Origin of the sequence: Streptomyces sp. NBC_01255, from assembly GCF_036226445.1 — a bacterium.
Lineage (GTDB): Bacteria > Actinomycetota > Actinomycetes > Streptomycetales > Streptomycetaceae > Streptomyces.
This window is the reverse complement of record NZ_CP108474.1, coordinates 3,987,251-4,003,310: the sequence shown is the minus strand read 5'-3', so window position 1 is coordinate 4,003,310 and position 16,060 is coordinate 3,987,251. Positions and strand designations below refer to the sequence as shown.

The 16,060-nt window shown below is 71.1% G+C and carries 17 protein-coding genes; 11 read left to right on the top strand and 6 right to left on the bottom strand.

Going from position 1 to position 16,060, the window contains the following annotated elements; genetic code table 11:
- Positions 1 to 3: 3 nt before the first annotated feature.
- On the bottom strand, positions 4 to 1,341 hold the full coding sequence (locus tag OG357_RS17695) for an MDR family MFS transporter (RefSeq protein WP_329622077.1): 1,338 nt from the start codon (positions 1,339 to 1,341) through the stop codon (positions 4 to 6).
- Between the two features lie 126 nt (positions 1,342 to 1,467).
- On the opposite strand from OG357_RS17695, the gene OG357_RS17690 reads away from it, so the two are divergent.
- Positions 1,468 to 2,226 (top strand): phosphoglyceromutase, encoded by a 759-nt coding sequence (locus tag OG357_RS17690; RefSeq protein WP_329622076.1) that lies wholly within the window; start codon positions 1,468 to 1,470, stop codon positions 2,224 to 2,226.
- A 105-nt stretch (positions 2,227 to 2,331) separates the two neighbouring features.
- On the opposite strand, the gene OG357_RS17685 is transcribed toward OG357_RS17690, so the two are convergent.
- Together OG357_RS17685 and OG357_RS17680 are read right to left on the bottom strand one after the other, a co-directional pair.
- Positions 2,332 to 2,982, bottom strand: coding sequence for a response regulator transcription factor (locus tag OG357_RS17685; protein ID WP_329622075.1), 651 nt, complete (start codon positions 2,980 to 2,982; stop codon positions 2,332 to 2,334).
- Positions 2,973 to 4,142, bottom strand: a complete 1,170-nt coding sequence (locus tag OG357_RS17680; protein ID WP_329622074.1) for a sensor histidine kinase — start codon at positions 4,140 to 4,142, stop codon at positions 2,973 to 2,975. The genes OG357_RS17685 and OG357_RS17680 overlap by 10 nt, the downstream gene beginning before the upstream one ends.
- Before the next feature lie 156 nt (positions 4,143 to 4,298).
- Between OG357_RS17680 and OG357_RS17675 the strand changes: the two genes are divergently transcribed.
- From OG357_RS17675 to OG357_RS17665, 3 genes are all read left to right on the top strand, one after another.
- Positions 4,299 to 5,564, top strand: coding sequence for a serine hydrolase domain-containing protein (locus tag OG357_RS17675; RefSeq protein ID WP_329622073.1), 1,266 nt, complete (start codon positions 4,299 to 4,301; stop codon positions 5,562 to 5,564).
- Between the two features lie 117 nt (positions 5,565 to 5,681).
- Positions 5,682 to 6,035 carry a hypothetical protein gene (locus tag OG357_RS17670; protein WP_329622072.1) on the top strand — a complete coding sequence of 118 codons (354 nt, stop codon included), beginning with the start codon at positions 5,682 to 5,684 and terminating at the stop codon, positions 6,033 to 6,035.
- 105 nt (positions 6,036 to 6,140) lie between these two features.
- The gene (locus tag OG357_RS17665) at positions 6,141 to 6,683 is read left to right on the top strand and encodes a GNAT family N-acetyltransferase (RefSeq protein WP_329622071.1); all 543 of its coding nucleotides are present in this window, start codon (positions 6,141 to 6,143) and stop codon (positions 6,681 to 6,683) included.
- A 56-nt stretch (positions 6,684 to 6,739) separates the two neighbouring features.
- Here the strand turns inward: OG357_RS17665 and OG357_RS17660 are convergent, their stop codons facing one another.
- Together OG357_RS17660 and phoU are read right to left on the bottom strand one after the other, a co-directional pair.
- Positions 6,740 to 6,892 carry a hypothetical protein gene (locus OG357_RS17660; protein WP_329622070.1) on the bottom strand — a complete coding sequence of 51 codons (153 nt, stop codon included), beginning with the start codon at positions 6,890 to 6,892 and terminating at the stop codon, positions 6,740 to 6,742.
- Between the two features lie 90 nt (positions 6,893 to 6,982).
- Positions 6,983 to 7,663, bottom strand: coding sequence for a phosphate signaling complex protein PhoU (gene phoU, locus OG357_RS17655; protein ID WP_024756335.1), 681 nt, complete (start codon positions 7,661 to 7,663; stop codon positions 6,983 to 6,985).
- Between the two features lie 265 nt (positions 7,664 to 7,928).
- Here phoU and OG357_RS17650 point away from each other — a divergent pair, with 265 nt between their 5' ends.
- Together OG357_RS17650 and OG357_RS17645 are read left to right on the top strand one after the other, a co-directional pair.
- Positions 7,929 to 9,158 (top strand): sensor histidine kinase, encoded by a 1,230-nt coding sequence (locus tag OG357_RS17650; RefSeq protein ID WP_329622069.1) that lies wholly within the window; start codon positions 7,929 to 7,931, stop codon positions 9,156 to 9,158.
- Positions 9,155 to 9,835, top strand: coding sequence for a response regulator transcription factor (locus OG357_RS17645; RefSeq protein WP_017242433.1), 681 nt, complete (start codon positions 9,155 to 9,157; stop codon positions 9,833 to 9,835). The genes OG357_RS17650 and OG357_RS17645 overlap by 4 nt, the downstream gene beginning before the upstream one ends.
- A 276-nt stretch (positions 9,836 to 10,111) precedes the next feature.
- Here OG357_RS17645 and OG357_RS17640 read toward each other — a convergent pair whose 3' ends face one another.
- Entirely contained in the window at positions 10,112 to 10,744 is a 633-nt protein-coding gene (locus OG357_RS17640; protein WP_329622068.1) for a DUF461 domain-containing protein, read from the bottom strand.
- Positions 10,745 to 11,408: 664 nt separating this feature from the next.
- On the opposite strand from OG357_RS17640, the gene OG357_RS17635 reads away from it, so the two are divergent.
- The 5 genes from OG357_RS17635 to rlmB all read left to right on the top strand — a co-directional run bounded on the left by OG357_RS17635 (position 11,409) and on the right by rlmB (position 16,057).
- Positions 11,409 to 11,891 (top strand): CarD family transcriptional regulator, encoded by a 483-nt coding sequence (locus OG357_RS17635; protein ID WP_003953493.1) that lies wholly within the window; start codon positions 11,409 to 11,411, stop codon positions 11,889 to 11,891.
- Positions 11,892 to 12,299: 408 nt separating this feature from the next.
- Positions 12,300 to 13,049 carry a 2-C-methyl-D-erythritol 4-phosphate cytidylyltransferase gene (ispD, locus tag OG357_RS17630; protein WP_329622067.1) on the top strand — a complete coding sequence of 250 codons (750 nt, stop codon included), beginning with the start codon at positions 12,300 to 12,302 and terminating at the stop codon, positions 13,047 to 13,049.
- Positions 13,039 to 13,554 carry a 2-C-methyl-D-erythritol 2,4-cyclodiphosphate synthase gene (gene ispF / locus OG357_RS17625; RefSeq protein WP_329622066.1) on the top strand — a complete coding sequence of 172 codons (516 nt, stop codon included), beginning with the start codon at positions 13,039 to 13,041 and terminating at the stop codon, positions 13,552 to 13,554. Before ispD ends, ispF begins: the two co-directional genes overlap by 11 nt.
- Before the next feature lie 65 nt (positions 13,555 to 13,619).
- Positions 13,620 to 15,020 carry a cysteine--tRNA ligase gene (gene cysS / locus OG357_RS17620; protein WP_329622065.1) on the top strand — a complete coding sequence of 467 codons (1,401 nt, stop codon included), beginning with the start codon at positions 13,620 to 13,622 and terminating at the stop codon, positions 15,018 to 15,020.
- Positions 15,021 to 15,100: 80 nt separating this feature from the next.
- On the top strand, positions 15,101 to 16,057 hold the full coding sequence (gene rlmB / locus OG357_RS17615) for a 23S rRNA (guanosine(2251)-2'-O)-methyltransferase RlmB (RefSeq protein WP_329622064.1): 957 nt from the start codon (positions 15,101 to 15,103) through the stop codon (positions 16,055 to 16,057).
- Positions 16,058 to 16,060 lie beyond the last annotated feature (3 nt).

Below are 16,060 nucleotides of genomic sequence, written 5' to 3'. Positions count from 1 at the left end.
AGCTCAGGCCTTGACGGAGGTGTCGGAGGTGTCGGTGCTGCTCTCCTCCTTGAGGACGCGGGGGGCGTCCTTCGGAGAGGTCTCCCGCGGCGAGGTCTCCCGCGGCGAGGTCTCCTGCGTCGCGGTCTCCTCCGCCAGGGCCTTCCGCAGCCGGGTGAAGTACCCGACGGCGGCGACGACGCCGATGGCGGCGGTCGCCGCCCACAGGACGTCGGGGCCGGGCCCGTCGACGATCGCGCCGGCCGTGATGGGGGCGACGAACCCGGCGACGGCCCAGGACATGCCCATGACGCCCTGGTAGCGGCCGCGGGCGTGCTCGGGGGCGAGGCGGGCGGTGGCGGCGGCGTTCGTCGGGACGTGGATCATCTCGCCGACCGTCCAGACGACCACGGTCGCGGCGAAGGCGACGGACGAGCCCGCGAGGGCGGTGGCGCCGGTGCCGACGGCGAAGAGGAGGGACGAGAGCGTCAGCAGGAGGACGGGGGAGCGCTTGTCGGTCAGCTTGTTGACGAGGAGCTGGAAGCCGACGATCACGATGCCGTTGACGGCGATGACCATGCCGAAGGAGGACGGGGGCAGGCCCTGGTGCGCCATGGTCAGCGGGAGGCCGATCCAGGGGGCGGTGAAGACGACGCAGACGAGGAGGTTGAGGAGGACGAGCGTGCGGAAGGGAGCGTCGCGGAGGACGGTCAGCATGCTGACCTTCTCCTCGGCGACGGGCGCGCCCTGCTTGTCGACGGCGGCCTCGGGGCGGGTCTCGGGGAGCCGCAGGAAGACGATCACGGCGCACAGGACGGTGGCGACGGCGTCGACGACGAAGAGCGTGCGGTAGCCGAGGAAGGCCGCGGCGCCGCCGCCGATGGAGGCGATGGCGAAGCCGAGGTTGAGGGCCCAGTAGTTGAGGGCGTACGCCCGGCGCACGTCGTGGGCGGGGACCATGTCGGCGATCGTCGCGTTGATCGACGGCCGGACGGCCTGCATGGCGACGCCCATGAGGAGGACGACGGTGGCGATGGCCCAGGCGCTGGTGACGACGGCGAGGGCGGCGGCGCAGGCGGCGGCGGCCAGGTGCATCGTGACCATGGTGGGCCGGCGGCCCCAGCGGTCGGTGAGCGTGCCGCCGAGCGGCGAGCCGGCGACGCCGCCGAGGCCGTGGAGGGCGACGACGAGTCCGGCGAACCAGGCGGAGTGCCCGAGCTCCTGCGTCAGGTAGAGGGAGAGGAACGTCAGGACGAAAGCCCCGGTACGGTTGACCAGGGTCGACAGCCAGAGCCACCAGAAGCCCCGGGGAAAACCGGAAACGGTCGCGTGAGCTGATCGTCTGAGCGAGTCGATGGACATGTGTGGCCGGCCCCTTGGTGTCTGTAAGCCCCTATCACGGCTCTCGTAACTTACGTATCTCAGGTGCCGGACGCCAGCGAATTGACGACGCGCGTCAATCGTCGGCGGTCGATTAGGCTCGTACGCATGGCCGACGCACCGTACAAGCTGATCCTCCTCCGCCACGGCGAGAGCGAGTGGAACGAGAAGAATCTGTTCACCGGTTGGGTGGACGTGAACCTCACCGCGAAGGGCGAGAAGGAGGCGACGCGCGGCGGCGAGCTGCTCAAGGACGCCGGCCTGCTCCCCGACGTACTGCACACCTCCCTCCAGAAGCGCGCCATCCGCACCGCGCAGCTCGCGCTGGAGTCCGCGGACCGCCACTGGATCCCGGTCCACCGCTCCTGGCGGCTGAACGAGCGCCACTACGGCGCCCTCCAGGGCAAGGACAAGGCCCAGACGCTCGCCGAGTTCGGCGAGGAGCAGTTCATGCTGTGGCGCCGCTCCTACGACACCCCGCCGCCGGCGCTCTCCGACGACAGCGAGTACTCGCAGGCCCACGACGCGCGCTACGCGACGATCCCGCCGGAGCTGCGCCCGCGGACCGAGTGCCTCAAGGACGTCGTCGACCGGATGCTCCCGTACTGGTACGACAACATCGTCCCGGACCTCCTCACCGGCCGTACGGTCCTGGTCGCGGCCCACGGCAACAGCCTCCGCGCCCTGGTCAAGCACCTGGACGGCATCTCGGACGCGGACATCGCGGGCCTGAACATCCCGACGGGCATCCCCCTGTCGTACGAGCTCGACGAGAACTTCAAGCCCCTCAACCCGGGCGGCACCTACCTCGACCCGGACGCGGCGGCGGCGGCGATCGAGGCCGTGAAGAACCAGGGCAAGAAGTAGCCCTTGCTGCAGCCGTTGCTGTAGCCCTGACTGACGAAAGAGCCCCCTCCCTGCGGAGAAACCGCAGGGAGGGGGCTCTTTCCTGTCCCGTCACGCGTGGCCGGGTTAGGTGCCGCCGTGCCGGCGGAGGTAGGCCAGGACGGCGCGGACGCGGCGGTGGCCGCTGTCGCCGGCCGACAGGCCGAGCTTGAGGAAGACGCTGCCGATGTGTTTGTGGACGGCGTTGTCGGTGACGAAGAGCCGCTGGGAGATCGTGGTGTTGTCGTGCCCTTCGGCCATCAGGGCCAGGACCTCGCGTTCGCGGGGGGTGAGCGCGTCGACGGGATCGCCGCGGCCGGCGAGGAGCTGGCCGATGACCTCGGGGTCCATGGCGGTGCCGCCGGCGGCCACGCGGCGCAGGGCGTCGGTGAACTCGGCGATACGGCTCACCCGGTCCTTGAGCAGGTAGCCGATGCCGCCGCGGGTGTCGGAGAGGAGGCGGCCGGCGTATTCCTGCTCGACGTACTGGGACAGGACCAGGACGGGAAGTCCGGGGTGGTCGCGGCGGGCCCGGAGGGCCGCGCGGATGCCCTCGTCGCGGAAGGTCGGGGGCAGCCGCACGTCGACGATGGTGACGTCCGGGCGGTGGGTCTCGACGGCGGCGAGGAAGCCGGGGGCGTCGACCGCGATCGCGGCGACCTCGAAGCCCTGGGAGCCCAGCAGGAGTTCGAGTCCGGAGGACAGCAGGACGTTGTCCTCGGCGATGACTACACGCACGGCAGCTCCACGGTGACGACGGTCGGCCCGCCCGGCGGGCTGCTGACCCTCATCGTGCCGTCCAGGGCGGCGGCGCGGCGGCGGATTCCGTCCAGGCCGCTGCCTCTGGACGCGTCCGCTCCGCCGGTCCCGTCGTCGGTGATCTCCGCGGACAACAGCGCGCCGTCGCGGGTGAGGTGGACGGCGGCCTCGGTGGCCCGGCTGTGCCGGGCGATGTTCGACAGTGCCTCGGTGACGGCGAAGTAGGCGACCGCTTCGACCGCGGCAGGGACCTCACCGAGCTCGCCGATGTCGATGCGGGTCGGCACGCCGGCCCTGGTGGCCAGGGCGCGGAGTGCGCCGACGAGGCCCTGGTCGGCCAGGACCGGAGGGTAGACGGAGCGGATGACGGAGCGCAGCTCGGTCATGGCCTCCTCGGTCTCGGCTCGGGTCTGCCGTACGAGCGCGCCGGCCGCGTCGGGGTCCTGGGGGAGGATCTCCCCGGCCACGGCAAGACGCATGGCGATGGCCACCAGCCGGGCCTGGGTGCCGTCGTGCAGGTCGCGTTCGATCCGGCGGAGTTCCGCGCCGTGCGCCTGCAGGACGTCCGCGCGCGTCCGGGTGAGTTCGCCGACACGTGCGGCCAGTCGCTCCGCGGGAGTCGGCGCCGTCACCGCCAGGCAGCACCGCGCGTGTACCCGCGCGAGCGGGGGCAGAGCGATGGCCGCCAGCGCCGCCAGGAGCAGGAACTGCACCGGACCGGCCGTCAGCGCGAGGGCCCAGCTGTCGACATGGACACCGAGCAGCGGCAGCCGTGCCGGTTCCGACGCGGGAAAGGCCCACCACCCCACGGTGATGCCCAGGACGAGGAGCAGGTTGCCGAGGCACAGCAGGGCGAGTACGCCCGCCGGCAGACCGGTGGCCAACTGCGTCGCGAGCCACCCGAGGTCGCGGCGCGGGGAACGGGGGCGCGGCTCCACCGGCCGGCCCAGCAGCGCCCCGGCGCGGCGACGGTGGCGCTCCGCCCAGGGAGCCGCCAGCGACGGTACGCACAGCAGGGGCGCCGCCACGAGCGTTACCGTCGCGGTCACCAGGGTGCCGAGCAGGTAGTGACCGCTGCGTCCGGCCTGGACCAAGGCCTGGATCGACCGTGCTCGGGCCTTGCCGTTCACACCGCGCACTGGCTCGCCTTCGGCCGTCGTACGGGACCGGGACCGGCCCTCGGACGCGCCACGGTACGTGCCGGGCGCCCCCTGTGGCACTACAGCCGGCTGTAGCTTTCGAGGGGCAGCCCGCGGTAGCGACCCGTAACGTCATGCTTGCTTAGCGTGATGCCCATGAGATTCACGACCCCGGCCTCCGGGCCGAAGCACCGCCCGTCCCAGCAGCGTTCCCAGCAGCGTCACCGCCGGATCGGCCGGTGGTGGCCGGCCGTCGCGGCGGCCTTACTCGGCACAGTCGCTGCCGCCGCGGCCGCCCGGCCCGCGGACGGCGCCGCGGCCGCACCGCCATCCGCGCCCGGCTACCGGCAGGATGACCTGCGCCGGGACACCTCCGCCCTCCAGGCGCTGGGGATCACCGGCGTCCAGGCGCGGGTGACCACCGCCTCCGGCCGCGACCTCGTCGCCACCGCGGGCGTCGCCGTGGCGGGCACGAACCGCCCGGTGCCCCGCGACGGCTACTTCCGGATGGCCAGTACCGGCAAGGCGCTCATGGCCACCGTGGTCCTGCAGTTGGTCGGCGAGGGCCGGCTGTCACTGGACGACACGGTGGACCGCCGGCTGCCCGGAGTGATCGACGCCAACGGCAACGACGGACGGAAGATCACCGTGCGGCAGCTCCTGCGGAACACCAGCGGCCTCCACGACGACCTTCCCGGCTTCGACACCCCGCAGGACTACTACCGGCACCGCTACGACACCTACACCCCCGAACAGATCGTCGCCCGGGCCATGAAGCACCACCCGGACTTCCCGCCCGGCACCGGCTGGAGCTACTCCAACACCGGCTACGTCGTCCTCGGCATGATCGTGGAGAAGGTCACCGGCCGACCGTGGAAGGACGAGGTCGAGAGCCGGATCCTGAAACCGCTCGGCATGCACCACACCTACCTGGCGGGCAACACGCCCACCCTCCGTCGCCCGCACGCCCGCGGCTACCAGGTCTTCGCCTCCGGCGAACGGACCGACGTCACCGAACAGATCGTTCCCGACCTCGGCGGCTACGTCTCCACCACGGCGGACGTCAACCGGTTCTTCCGGGGACTGCTGGGCGGCAGGCTGCTGTCCGAGGCGCGCATGGCCGAGATGCGGGACACCGTCCCGGTCGCCAAGCAGTTCGAGGTGATCTGGCCCGGCGGCCGCTACGGCCTCGGCCTGGTCAACCGCCCCCTGACCTGCGGCGGCACCTACTGGAGCCACGAAGGGGGCGAAGCCGGCTACATCACCCTGAACGGCGCCACCGGCGACGGCGGCCGTGCCGTCACCGTCTCCATGACCACCAGCTTCAACGACTTCGACACAGCACTCCGGCACCACAAGGCCGCCGGCGACCTCGTCGACCGCGCGCTGTGCGACACCTCCGGCAACAGACGGGGAGAATGACCGCTGCGCCGGACGGGTGAGGGCGAAACCTTACGGCTCGGGGGCGGCGCGTACGGGATGCGCGCGGAGCGGTAGGTCTGCCGGTGACCAGCTCCATCTCACGAAACGAGAGTCCTCGTGCGTCTCCGGCACACCGTCGCCGCCGCTTGCGGCGCCCTTGCCCTCACCGCCACCCTCGCCACGTCCGCCCACGCCGCCACCGGTGACTTCGTCTACCGGTACGTCGGGCTGAACGGCGAGCCGCAGGCCGCCGTCCTGCACGACCCGGCGAGCGGCGAGTGCGTCACGATCCCCGAGGCCGCCGACCCGGGCGCCTCCGCGCCCGCGTTCGCGCCGCACAACGACACGGACGAGTACGCGATCGTCTTCACCGAGCCCGACTGCACCGGCGACTCCTGGACCCTCCGCCCCCACGGCCGCCCCGCCTCCGACCGCCTCCTGCTGCGCTCGGTGGTGTTCCTCCCCAACTAAGGGGCGCGCGTGAAGAGGCCCCCTGACCGTCGTCCACCGGCGGGCAGGGGGCCCGTCCGCGAAAATCACGGGCGGGGAGGGCACGGAATCGTTAGCGTCCAGGCCATGAGCACGTCACAGCCCGCCCCGGCACAGCCCAGCACGTCACAGCCCAGCACGTCACAGCCCAGCACGTCACAGCCCGGTCCGGCACTCCGCCTGGAGCGCGTCACCCCCGAGAACGTCGACGCCGCCCTCGGGCTGCGCGTCCACCCCCATCAGGAACGCAACGTCGCCCCCGTCGTGAAGTCCCTCGCCGAGGCGTACGCCTTCGGGGACGTCGCCTGGCCCCGGCTGATCTTCGACGGGGACGAGCTCGTCGGCTTCCTCATGGCCTTCCTCGACATCCCGTGGAACGAGGAGAAGGACCCCACCGACCGCCGCAGCGGCCTCTGGCGGCTCAACATCGCCGCCACCGGACAGGGCAAGGGGTACGGGCGCTTCGCCGTCGAGGCGGTGCGCGACGAGCTCCGGCGGCGCGGGACGGCACAGCTGTACGTGACCTGGGAGCCCGGCGAGGACGGGCCCGGCGAGTTCTACCGCCGGCTCGGCTTCCGTACGACCGGCGAGCTCAGCGGCGACCAGACCGTCGGCGTACTCGACATCTGAGAAGACCGGAAGGAGGGGGTGGGGTCGCTGCCCCACCCCCCCTCCTCTCGCTCCGGTCAGCCCGAGCAGCCTCCGCACTGGCACGGCGAGCCCGACTGGCAGCCGCAGCCGCAGCCCGAGCCGCAGCCACAGGCGCCGAGTACCGGCAGGAACTCCGTCCCGCGCGGGGTCTCCTGCCGGGGATCGGTCGTCATAGGGGATTCGGCCATGGGGTCCCTCCCTTTCGAGGCGTGCGTCGCCTCCCCCCATTGCATGCCCACTCGGACCGGCGCATCAACGGCGCATCGGCGCCCGTGCGCCTACGCGCCCTCCACCGGCGCGTCCGCCGCCTGCAGCTCGTCCGCGTGCTCCCCCGTCACCAGGTACACGACACGCTTCGCCACCGACACCGCGTGGTCCGCGAACCGCTCGTAGTACCGGCCGAGGAGCGTCACGTCCACGGCCGTCTCGATGCCGTGCCGCCAGCGGTCGTCCATCAGGTGCTGGAACAGCGTCCGGTGCAGCAGGTCCATCTCGTCGTCGTCCTGCTCCAGCTGGAGCGCCAGGTCGACGTCCTTCGTGATGATGACCTCCGCCGCCTTCGCCATCAGGCGCTGCGCCAGCTGCCCCATCTCCAGGATGGTCGCGTGCAGGTCCCGCGGCACCGCCGTGTCCGGGAACCGCAGCCGCGCCAGCTTCGCCACGTGCTGCGCCAGGTCGCCCGACCGCTCCAGGTCGGCGCTCATGCGGAGCGAGGTCACCACTATCCGCAGATCCGTCGCCACCGGCTGCTGCCGCGCGAGCAGTGCGATCGCCCGCGCCTCCAGATCGTGCTGGAGGTCGTCGACCTTCTGGTCCGCCGCGATCACGCTCTCCGCGAGCTTCAGGTCCGCGTCGAGCATCGCCGTCGTGGCCCGCCCGATCGCCGATCCGACGAGTCGGGCCATCTCGACCAGGCTCTCGCCGATCGAGTCCAGTTCCTCGTGGTACGCGTCCCGCATGGATGTCCCTCTCTACGCAAAGCTCCGGGGTCCGGGTGGGGCTTCGGACCCCCACGCTTCCACGTTCGGCCCCTTACGCGTCCGGTTCCACCCCCTCATATGAATCGGCACTTTCCTCTAGGTGAACTCTGGGCGACACGCGCCACTGCCGCCGTCGCAGCAAATGAACCACCACCGTCTCCACGGTGAACTCTGGGCGACGACTGTTCGAGCAGCCACTCGGACGGCTGGGAGAGTGTCCTCCACCCCGCATAACCTTGAGGGCATGGACGTGAACGCGGCGGTCGCCGCATTGGCAGCGATCGCCGGCGTGTGCACCGGCGTGATCGCCATGCTGGCGTTCCGCTGGAGCGAGCGCGACCAGGCGCGGCCCACCCGAACCTCCCTGCACACCGACGCCGTGCTCCCGCCCGGCGTCGACACCGTGCTGTCCGTACTGCGCTCCTCCGCAGTCGTCCTCGACGAGAGCGACTCCGTGGTCAAGGCCAGTTCGGCGGCGTACGCCCTCGGCCTGGTCCGGGGCGGCAAGCTGGCCGTGGAGCCCATGCTCAACATGGCCCGCGACACCCGTCGCGACGGGGAGATACGACAGGTCGAGCTGGACCTGGCCCGGCGCGGCACCGGACGCGGCGAAGCCCTCGCCGTCTCCGCCCGGGTCGCCCCGCTGGGGTCGCGGCTCGTGCTGCTGCTGGTCGAGGACCTCACCGAGGCCCGTCGTATCGAAGCGGTGCGGCGCGACTTCGTCGCCAACGTGAGCCATGAGCTCAAGACGCCCACGGGCGCGCTCTCCCTGCTCTCCGAGGCGGTCATGGACGCCTCGGACGACCCCGAGGCGGTCACCCGCTTCGCCGGCCGCATGCAGATCGAGGCGACCCGCCTCACCAACCTCGTACAGGAGCTCATCGACCTCTCCCGCGTGCAGAACGACGACCCGCTGGAGGACTCCGAGCCGGTGTCCGTGGACGAGCTCGTCGCCGAGGCGATCGACCGCTCCCGGCACACCGCTTCCACCAAGCAGATCGCCATGGTCTCCGGCGGAGCGGCCGACCTGCGAGTCTGGGGGAGCCGCGGCCAGCTCGCCGCGGCCCTCGGCAACCTCGTCGAGAACGCCGTCAACTACTCACCCGCCCACACCCGCGTCGGCATCGCGGCCCGCAAGATCGCCGCGCCCGGCGGCGACCTGATCGAGATAGCCGTCACCGACCAGGGCATCGGCATCCCCGACAAGGACAAGGAGCGCGTCTTCGAGCGCTTCTACCGCGTCGACCCGGCCCGCTCCCGTGCCACCGGCGGTACGGGGCTCGGCCTCGCCATCGTCAAGCACGTGGCCGCCTCACACGGTGGCGAGGTCACCGTATGGAGCACCGAGGGTCAGGGCTCCACGTTCACCCTGCGGCTGCCCGAGGCGGGCTCCGCACGGGACCGCCGGCCCGTCTCTTCTCCCACCCCAGATCTCATGACCGAACCGCTTCCCGCCCCGGAGGTCCTTCCGTGACCCGAGTGCTCGTCGTCGAGGATGAGGAATCCTTCAGCGACGCCCTGTCGTACATGCTCCGCAAGGAAGGCTTCGAGGTCGCCGTGGCGGCGACCGGGCCCGACGGTCTCGACGAGTTCGAGCGCAACGGAGCCGACCTCGTCCTCCTCGACCTGATGCTTCCGGGCCTGCCCGGTACCGAGGTGTGCCGCCAGCTGCGCGGCCGCTCGAACGTCCCGGTGATCATGGTGACCGCCAAGGACAGCGAGATCGACAAGGTCGTCGGCCTGGAAATAGGAGCCGACGACTACGTGACCAAGCCCTTCTCCTCGCGGGAGCTCGTCGCCCGCATCCGCGCGGTGCTCCGCCGCCGCGGAGAGCCGGAGGAGGTCACCCCGGCGGCCCTGGAGGCCGGCCCGGTCCGCATGGACGTCGACCGCCACGTGGTGACGGTCTCGGGCGGCAAGGTCGACCTGCCGCTGAAGGAGTTCGACCTCCTGGAGATGCTGCTGCGCAACGCGGGCCGCGTACTGACCCGTATGCAGCTCATCGACCGGGTGTGGGGCGCGGACTACGTCGGCGACACCAAGACCCTCGACGTCCACGTGAAGCGCCTCCGCGCCAAGATCGAACCGGATCCCGGCGCCCCGCGCTACCTGGTGACGGTCCGCGGCCTGGGCTACAAGTTCGAGCCGTAGGCCGACCCCGGCCGAGGCGGCCGGACGGAGTCCGGCACAGCGCCCCGAAGCCTGTGAGGCCCCCAGGGCCGACCAGTGCGAGGGGCGCACGTGGGACGGGGCTCGAACCGGATCCCGGCGCCCCGCGCTACCTGGTGACGGTCCGCGGCCTGGGCTACAAGTTCGAGCCGTAAATCCTGGGCTGCAAGGTCGAGCCGTAAACGAGGCGGACATACGTGTGAAGGGGCGCCCCCGACCGGGGGCGCCCCTTCACACGTATGTCCTGCTGCCGCTCGGTCAGTGACCGGCGGTCGTCGCCTCGGCGGAGGCGTCGGTGCCGTGCTCGGCCTCGCCGCCGTGCTCGCCCTCGGCCGGCGCCGAGGCGGTCGGCGAGGAGCCCGGGGGAGCGGGGACGACCGACGGGCCGTACTCCTTGAAGTAGCTCGTCGCCGGGACGACGAAGGCCTCCAGGCCGACGTCGCCGGTCTTGCTGAGCTTGAAGACGACCTCCTGCGCGTCGCCCTTCCTGGCGGCCTCGGTGCCGTTCTCGATCGTCGCGGTCGCGTTGCCCGCGCCGCCGATCACGACGGAGCCGAGCGCCGGGACGGTGATCGGGCCGGTGCTGCCCGCGGCCGGCGTCAGCTTCACCGTCGCGCTCGTACCCGGCAGGGTGATCGCGTCGAGGGTCTGCGGCGCGCTGCCGTTGTTGAAGACGGTGGCCGAGACGACGGCCGGGCCCTTCACACCCTGGTGGGGCTGGGTGATGACGAGCGCGTTCTGGATCTTGACGTCGTCCACGGTGACGGCCGCGTTGTCCGGCTTGACTCCGAGGGTCTGCGCGTCGTTGCCCGCAGCACAGGCGGACAGCGCGGCGATGGAGAACACGAGGGCAGAGGCGGCGAGGGCGCCGCGTCGAAGGCTGCGGCTCACGGCGGCGGCATCTCCTAGGACGAACGGACAGGTTTGGGGACCAAGGAACAGCTAAAGGTGTGTCAGCGCGCTTAGGTTACCGAGCCGCACTCTCCGTCCCGCACCCGACCCGCCCCTAACCGGCCGTGGCAGTTGCCGGTGGGCCCCCATGGGGTTCCCGGAGCCCCGGCCCGAGGGGCGCCCGGCCGTCGCCGTGAGCAGGCTCGTGAGCGGGCGCGTGAGCGGGCCCCCGTGGCCGGATCGCGACCCATTGACCTGTTGTTCACATAACCGCCTTGATCAATTCGAGGGTCGCCCCGCATTCCCCGCAGCCCCGCTCCGGGAAATCGCGGACCGTCGTCGACCTGATCAATTCCGGAATCACCCCGGCATGCATCCGTACGGGTGGTCGATCCTCGAACGGAGTACGCGAAGAAGGGCGCCCCGAACCCGACAAACCAGGACATCGCCCCTCCCTGGAGGGGTTCCTGGTACGTGTAACGTGCGCGTTTCTCTCCGTCCGCACAGCGGCTCCGACCTGCGAATACCGCCTTCCGGAAGCCCTCCGCAGCACGTTCGTGATGCTGTTGTCAAGCCCCGAGATATGCTCTGACCTGCGAAAACGCCATTCAGAAGAACCAGTATCCGTGTTACCCTGGATAGCCACGGAAGGGGTACCTGTCACATGACGTTCAAGGTTGGCGACACCGTGGTCTATCCCCATCACGGGGCCGCGCTGATCGAGGCCATCGAAACTCGCCAGATCAAAGGCGTGGACAAGACCTACTTGGTGCTCAAGGTCGCGCAGGGCGACCTGACGGTTCGTGTACCGGCGGACAATGCGGAGTTCGTCGGTGTTCGCGACGTGGTCGGTCAAGACGGGCTGGACCGGGTCTTCGAGGTGCTGCGCGCGCCGTACGCCGAAGAGCCGACGAACTGGTCCCGTCGCTACAAGGCAAATCTCGAGAAGCTCGCCTCCGGCGATGTCATCAAGGTCGCCGAAGTAGTGCGCGACCTGTGGCGCCGGGAGCGCGAGCGCGGGCTGTCCGCCGGTGAGAAGCGGATGCTTGCCAAGGCTCGGCAGATCCTGGTGAGCGAGCTGGCTCTCGCGGAGAACACGAACGAGGACAAGGCCGAGGCTCTCCTCGACGAGGTCCTCGCGTCCTGAGTGAGCGCGCTCTGAATCGCTCCGGTCTCTTCCGGTCGACCGGGCCCTGCCCGGCAACCGGATCTTTCCGGGCGATTCGTTCCGAGCGTGCTTCCAAGTGAAGCGATGCCGCGGTGCCCGCTGGCGCGCTGTGAACCACACAGCGCTGTCGCCGGGCGCTGCGGCATGTTCGCGTACGTATGCGGAGCGTACGCGCGACCGTACGCACACGGGCAAGGCCGGCAGAGCCGGGCAACCCCGCACGTACCGCTGAAGAGAACCCGCACCCCCTGTTACGTCCGAACCCCTGTGCTCACGCGGCAACGCCTCGACCGTCGTCACGGAAAGGGCCCGGTCAAGGCGTCGCGTCCGGCACGGTGAGGCCATACCCATGTCGGCCGCGGAAACAAACCTGCCGGAGTGCAACCGATGTCAGACGAAGCGCGTCCTCCTCGTACCGCCGTGGTGATCCCGGCTGCCGGACGGGGCGTACGCCTCGGCCCGGGCGCCCCCAAGGCGCTCCGCGCGCTGAACGGCACCCCCATGCTCATCCACGCCGTCCGCGCGATGGCCGCCTCCCGCGCGGTCTCGCTCGTCGTCGTGGTCGCACCCCCCGACGGCGCCGCCGAGGTCAAGCACCTCCTCGACGACCACGCCCTCCCCGAGCGGACCGACTACGTCGTCGTCCCCGGCGGCGACACCCGCCAGGAGTCCGTCCACCTCGGACTCCAGGCGCTGCCCGAGGGCATCACCACCGTCCTCGTCCACGACGCGGCCCGCCCCCTGGTCCCCGTCGACACCGTGGACGCCGTCATCGAGGCCGTACGCGACGGGGCCGTCGCCGTCGTCCCCGCGCTGCCCGTCGCGGACACCGTCAAGGAGGTCGAGCCGGCCGAGAAGCCCGGCGACCCCGAGCAGGTCGTCGCCACGCCGGTCCGCGCCCGCCTCCGCGCCGTCCAGACCCCGCAGGGCTTCGACCACGACACGCTGGTCAACGCCCACGCCACCATCGCCCTCACCGGTGAAGGCGCCACCGACGACGCCGGCATGGTCGAGCGGCTCGGCGCGCCCGTCGTCGTCGTGCCCGGCCACGAGGAGGCGTTCAAGGTGACCCGTCCGCTCGACCTCGTCCTCGCCGAGGCCGTACTCGCCCGCAGGAGGGCCAACGATGGCTTCTGATCTCCCCGTGCTGCCGCGCACCGGCATCGGCACCGACGTCCACGCCTTCGAGAAGGGCCGCGAGCTGTGGTGCGCCGGACTCCTCTGGGACGCCGACGAGAACGACGGGTACGGCCTCGCCGGCCACTCCGACGGTGACGTCGCCGCCCACGCCGCCTGCGACGCACTCTTCTCCGCCGCCGGCATCGGCGACCTCGGCGCCCACTTCGGCACCTCGCGCCCCGAGTGGTCCGGCGCCTCCGGCGTCACCCTCCTCGCCGAGGCCGCCCGGATCGTCCGCGCCGAGGGATACGAGATCGGCAACATCGCCGTCCAGGTCGTCGGCGTCCGCCCCAAGGTCGGCAAGCGCCGCGACGAGGCCCAGAAGGCGCTGAGCGCGGCGGCCGGCGCACCCGTCTCCGTGTCCGGCACGACCACCGACGGGCTCGGCCTGACCGGCCGCGCCGAGGGCCTCGCCGCCCTCGCGACGGCCCTCGTCTACCCCGTATCGCAGCAGAGGGCGTGAAAAACGTGTCCCGCGTCAGCCGACAGGGTCGCGGGGCACTACCACACGCCCACTACCCTGGAGTGGTGACTATTCGCCTGTACGACACCAGCGCCCGGCAGATCCGTGACTTCACCCCGCTCACACCGGGCTGTGTCTCGATCTACCTCTGTGGCGCGACCGTCCAGGCCGCCCCGCACATCGGCCACATCCGGTCGGGGCTGAACTTCGACATCATGCGCCGCTGGTTCGCCTACCGCGGCTACGACGTCACGTTCATCCGGAACGTCACCGACATCGACGACAAGATCATCGCCAAGGGCGCGGACCAGGGCCGCCCCTGGTGGTCGATCGGCTACGAGAACGAGCGCGCGTTCAACTCCGGTTACGACGCGCTCGGTTGCCTGCCGCCCACCTACGAGCCCCGCGCCACCGGGCACGTCCCCGAGATGATCGAGATGATGCGCGGCCTCATCGAGCGCGGTCACGCGTACGAGGCCGACGGCAGCGTCTACTTCGACGTGCGCTCCTTCCCGGGCTACCTGGAGCTGTCGAACCAGGACATCGACGACCTGCGGCAGCCCGCCGAGGACGGCATCACCGGCAAGCGCGACCCGCGCGACTTCGCGATGTGGAAGGCGACCAAGCCGGGCGAGCCCGACTGGGAGACCCCGTGGGGCCGCGGCCGCCCCGGCTGGCACCTGGAGTGCTCGGCCATGGCCCACAAGTACCTCGGCTCCGCCTTCGACATCCACGGCGGCGGCCTCGACCTGATCTTCCCGCACCACGAGAACGAGATCGCCCAGGCCAAGGCCTACGGCGACGACTTCGCGAAGTACTGGGTGCACAACGCCTGGGTCACCATGGCCGGCGAGAAGATGTCGAAGTCGCTCGGCAACAGCGTGCTGGTGTCGGAGATGGTCAAGAACTGGCGTCCCATCGTCCTCCGCTACTACCTGGGCACCCCGCACTACCGCTCGATGATCGAGTACAGCGAGGAGTCCCTGCGCGAGGCCGAGTCGGCGTTCGCCCGTATCGAGGGGTTCGTCCAGCGCGCCACCGAGAAGGCGGGGACGACCGTCGCCCCTGCCGACGAGGTGCCGCCGGCCTTCGCCGAGGCCATGGACGACGACCTGGGCGTGCCGCACGCGCTCGCGATCATCCACACCACCGTCCGCCAGGGCAACAGCGCCCTCGCGGCGGACGACAAGGACGAGGCCATCGCCCGCCTCGCCGAGGTCCGCGCCATGCTCGGCGTCCTCGGCCTGGACCCGCTCGACCCGCACTGGGCCGACGAGTCCGGTGGCGGCGAGGAGCTCCACGGCGTCGTCGACACCCTCGTACGGCTCGTGCTCCAGCAGCGCGAGTCGGCCCGCGAGCGGAAGGACTGGGCGACCGCGGACGCGATCCGCGATCAGCTGAGCCACTCCGGTCTCGCCATCGAGGACAGCCCCGACGGCCCCCGCTGGACGCTGGGCAACCGTTAGAAGACGTGCCGCTCGGGGCTCCGGGCGGCACACTTCAGTTACAGACTTGTGTACGCAGGCATTAGAGGAAATAGGTAGTCATGGCCGGGAACAGCCAGCGCAGGAACCGTCGCACGTCGAACAAGAAGGGTGCGACGGTCGGCAGCGGTGGCCAGCGGCGCAAGGGCCTCGAAGGCAAGGGCCCGACGCCCAAGGCCACCGACCGCAAGGGCCACAAGGCGTTCCGCGTCTCCAACGCGATGGCCCGGAACGTGGCCAAGCGCAAGCCCGTCGCGCGCCGCGGTGGCAAGGGGACGTCCGAGATGGTCGTCGGCCGCAACCCGGTCTTCGAGGCGCTGCGCGACGGGGTGCCCGCCACGACCCTGTACGTCCAGCAGTTCATCGACAACGACGAGCGCGTGCGCGAGGCCCTGAACCTCGCCACCGGCCGCGGCAACATCCACATCATGGAGGCGCCGCGCCCCGAGCTCGACCGGATGACGAACAACCTGAACCACCAGGGTCTCGTCCTCCAGGTCCCGCCGTACGAGTACGCGCACCCCGAGGACCTCGCCGCGGCCGCCTTCGACGAGCGCGAGGACCCGCTGATCGTCGCCCTCGACGGCATCACCGACCCGCGGAACCTCGGCGCCGTCGTCCGCTCCGTCGCGGCCTTCGGCGGCCACGGCGTGGTCGTCCCCGAGCGCCGCGCCGCCGGCATGACGGCCGGTGCGTGGAAGACCTCGGCCGGCACCGCCGCCCGTACCCCGGTCGCCCGCGCCACCAACCTGACCCGCTGCCTGGAGCAGTACCAGAAGGCCGGTCTCACGGTCGTCGGCCTCGCCGCCGACGGTGACCACGAGGTCCACGAGCTGGAGGCGCTGTCCGGCCCGGTCGTCATCGTCGTCGGCTCCGAGGGCAAGGGCCTGTCGCGCCTCGTCGGCGAGACCTGCGACTACCTCGTCCGCATCCCCATGCCGGGTGGCGCGGAGTCGCTCAACGCGGGTGTGGCCGCGGGTGTCGTGCTGTACGAGGCGGCCCGCCGCCGTATGGCGTAACAC

Coding starts and splice junctions, on each gene's coding strand:
- OG357_RS17695 (WP_329622077.1), bottom strand. CDS start 1,341: ATGTCCATCGACTCGCTCAGACGATCAGCTCACGCGACCGTTTCCGGT.
- OG357_RS17690 (WP_329622076.1), top strand. CDS start 1,468: ATGGCCGACGCACCGTACAAGCTGATCCTCCTCCGCCACGGCGAGAGC.
- OG357_RS17675 (WP_329622073.1), top strand. CDS start 4,299: ATGAGATTCACGACCCCGGCCTCCGGGCCGAAGCACCGCCCGTCCCAG.
- OG357_RS17665 (WP_329622071.1), top strand. CDS start 6,141: ATGAGCACGTCACAGCCCGCCCCGGCACAGCCCAGCACGTCACAGCCC.
- OG357_RS17660 (WP_329622070.1), bottom strand. CDS start 6,892: ATGGCCGAATCCCCTATGACGACCGATCCCCGGCAGGAGACCCCGCGC.
- phoU (WP_024756335.1), bottom strand. CDS start 7,663: ATGCGGGACGCGTACCACGAGGAACTGGACTCGATCGGCGAGAGCCTG.
- OG357_RS17650 (WP_329622069.1), top strand. CDS start 7,929: ATGGACGTGAACGCGGCGGTCGCCGCATTGGCAGCGATCGCCGGCGTG.
- OG357_RS17635 (WP_003953493.1), top strand. CDS start 11,409: ATGACGTTCAAGGTTGGCGACACCGTGGTCTATCCCCATCACGGGGCC.
- ispD (WP_329622067.1), top strand. CDS start 12,300: ATGTCAGACGAAGCGCGTCCTCCTCGTACCGCCGTGGTGATCCCGGCT.
- ispF (WP_329622066.1), top strand. CDS start 13,039: ATGGCTTCTGATCTCCCCGTGCTGCCGCGCACCGGCATCGGCACCGAC.
- rlmB (WP_329622064.1), top strand. CDS start 15,101: ATGGCCGGGAACAGCCAGCGCAGGAACCGTCGCACGTCGAACAAGAAG.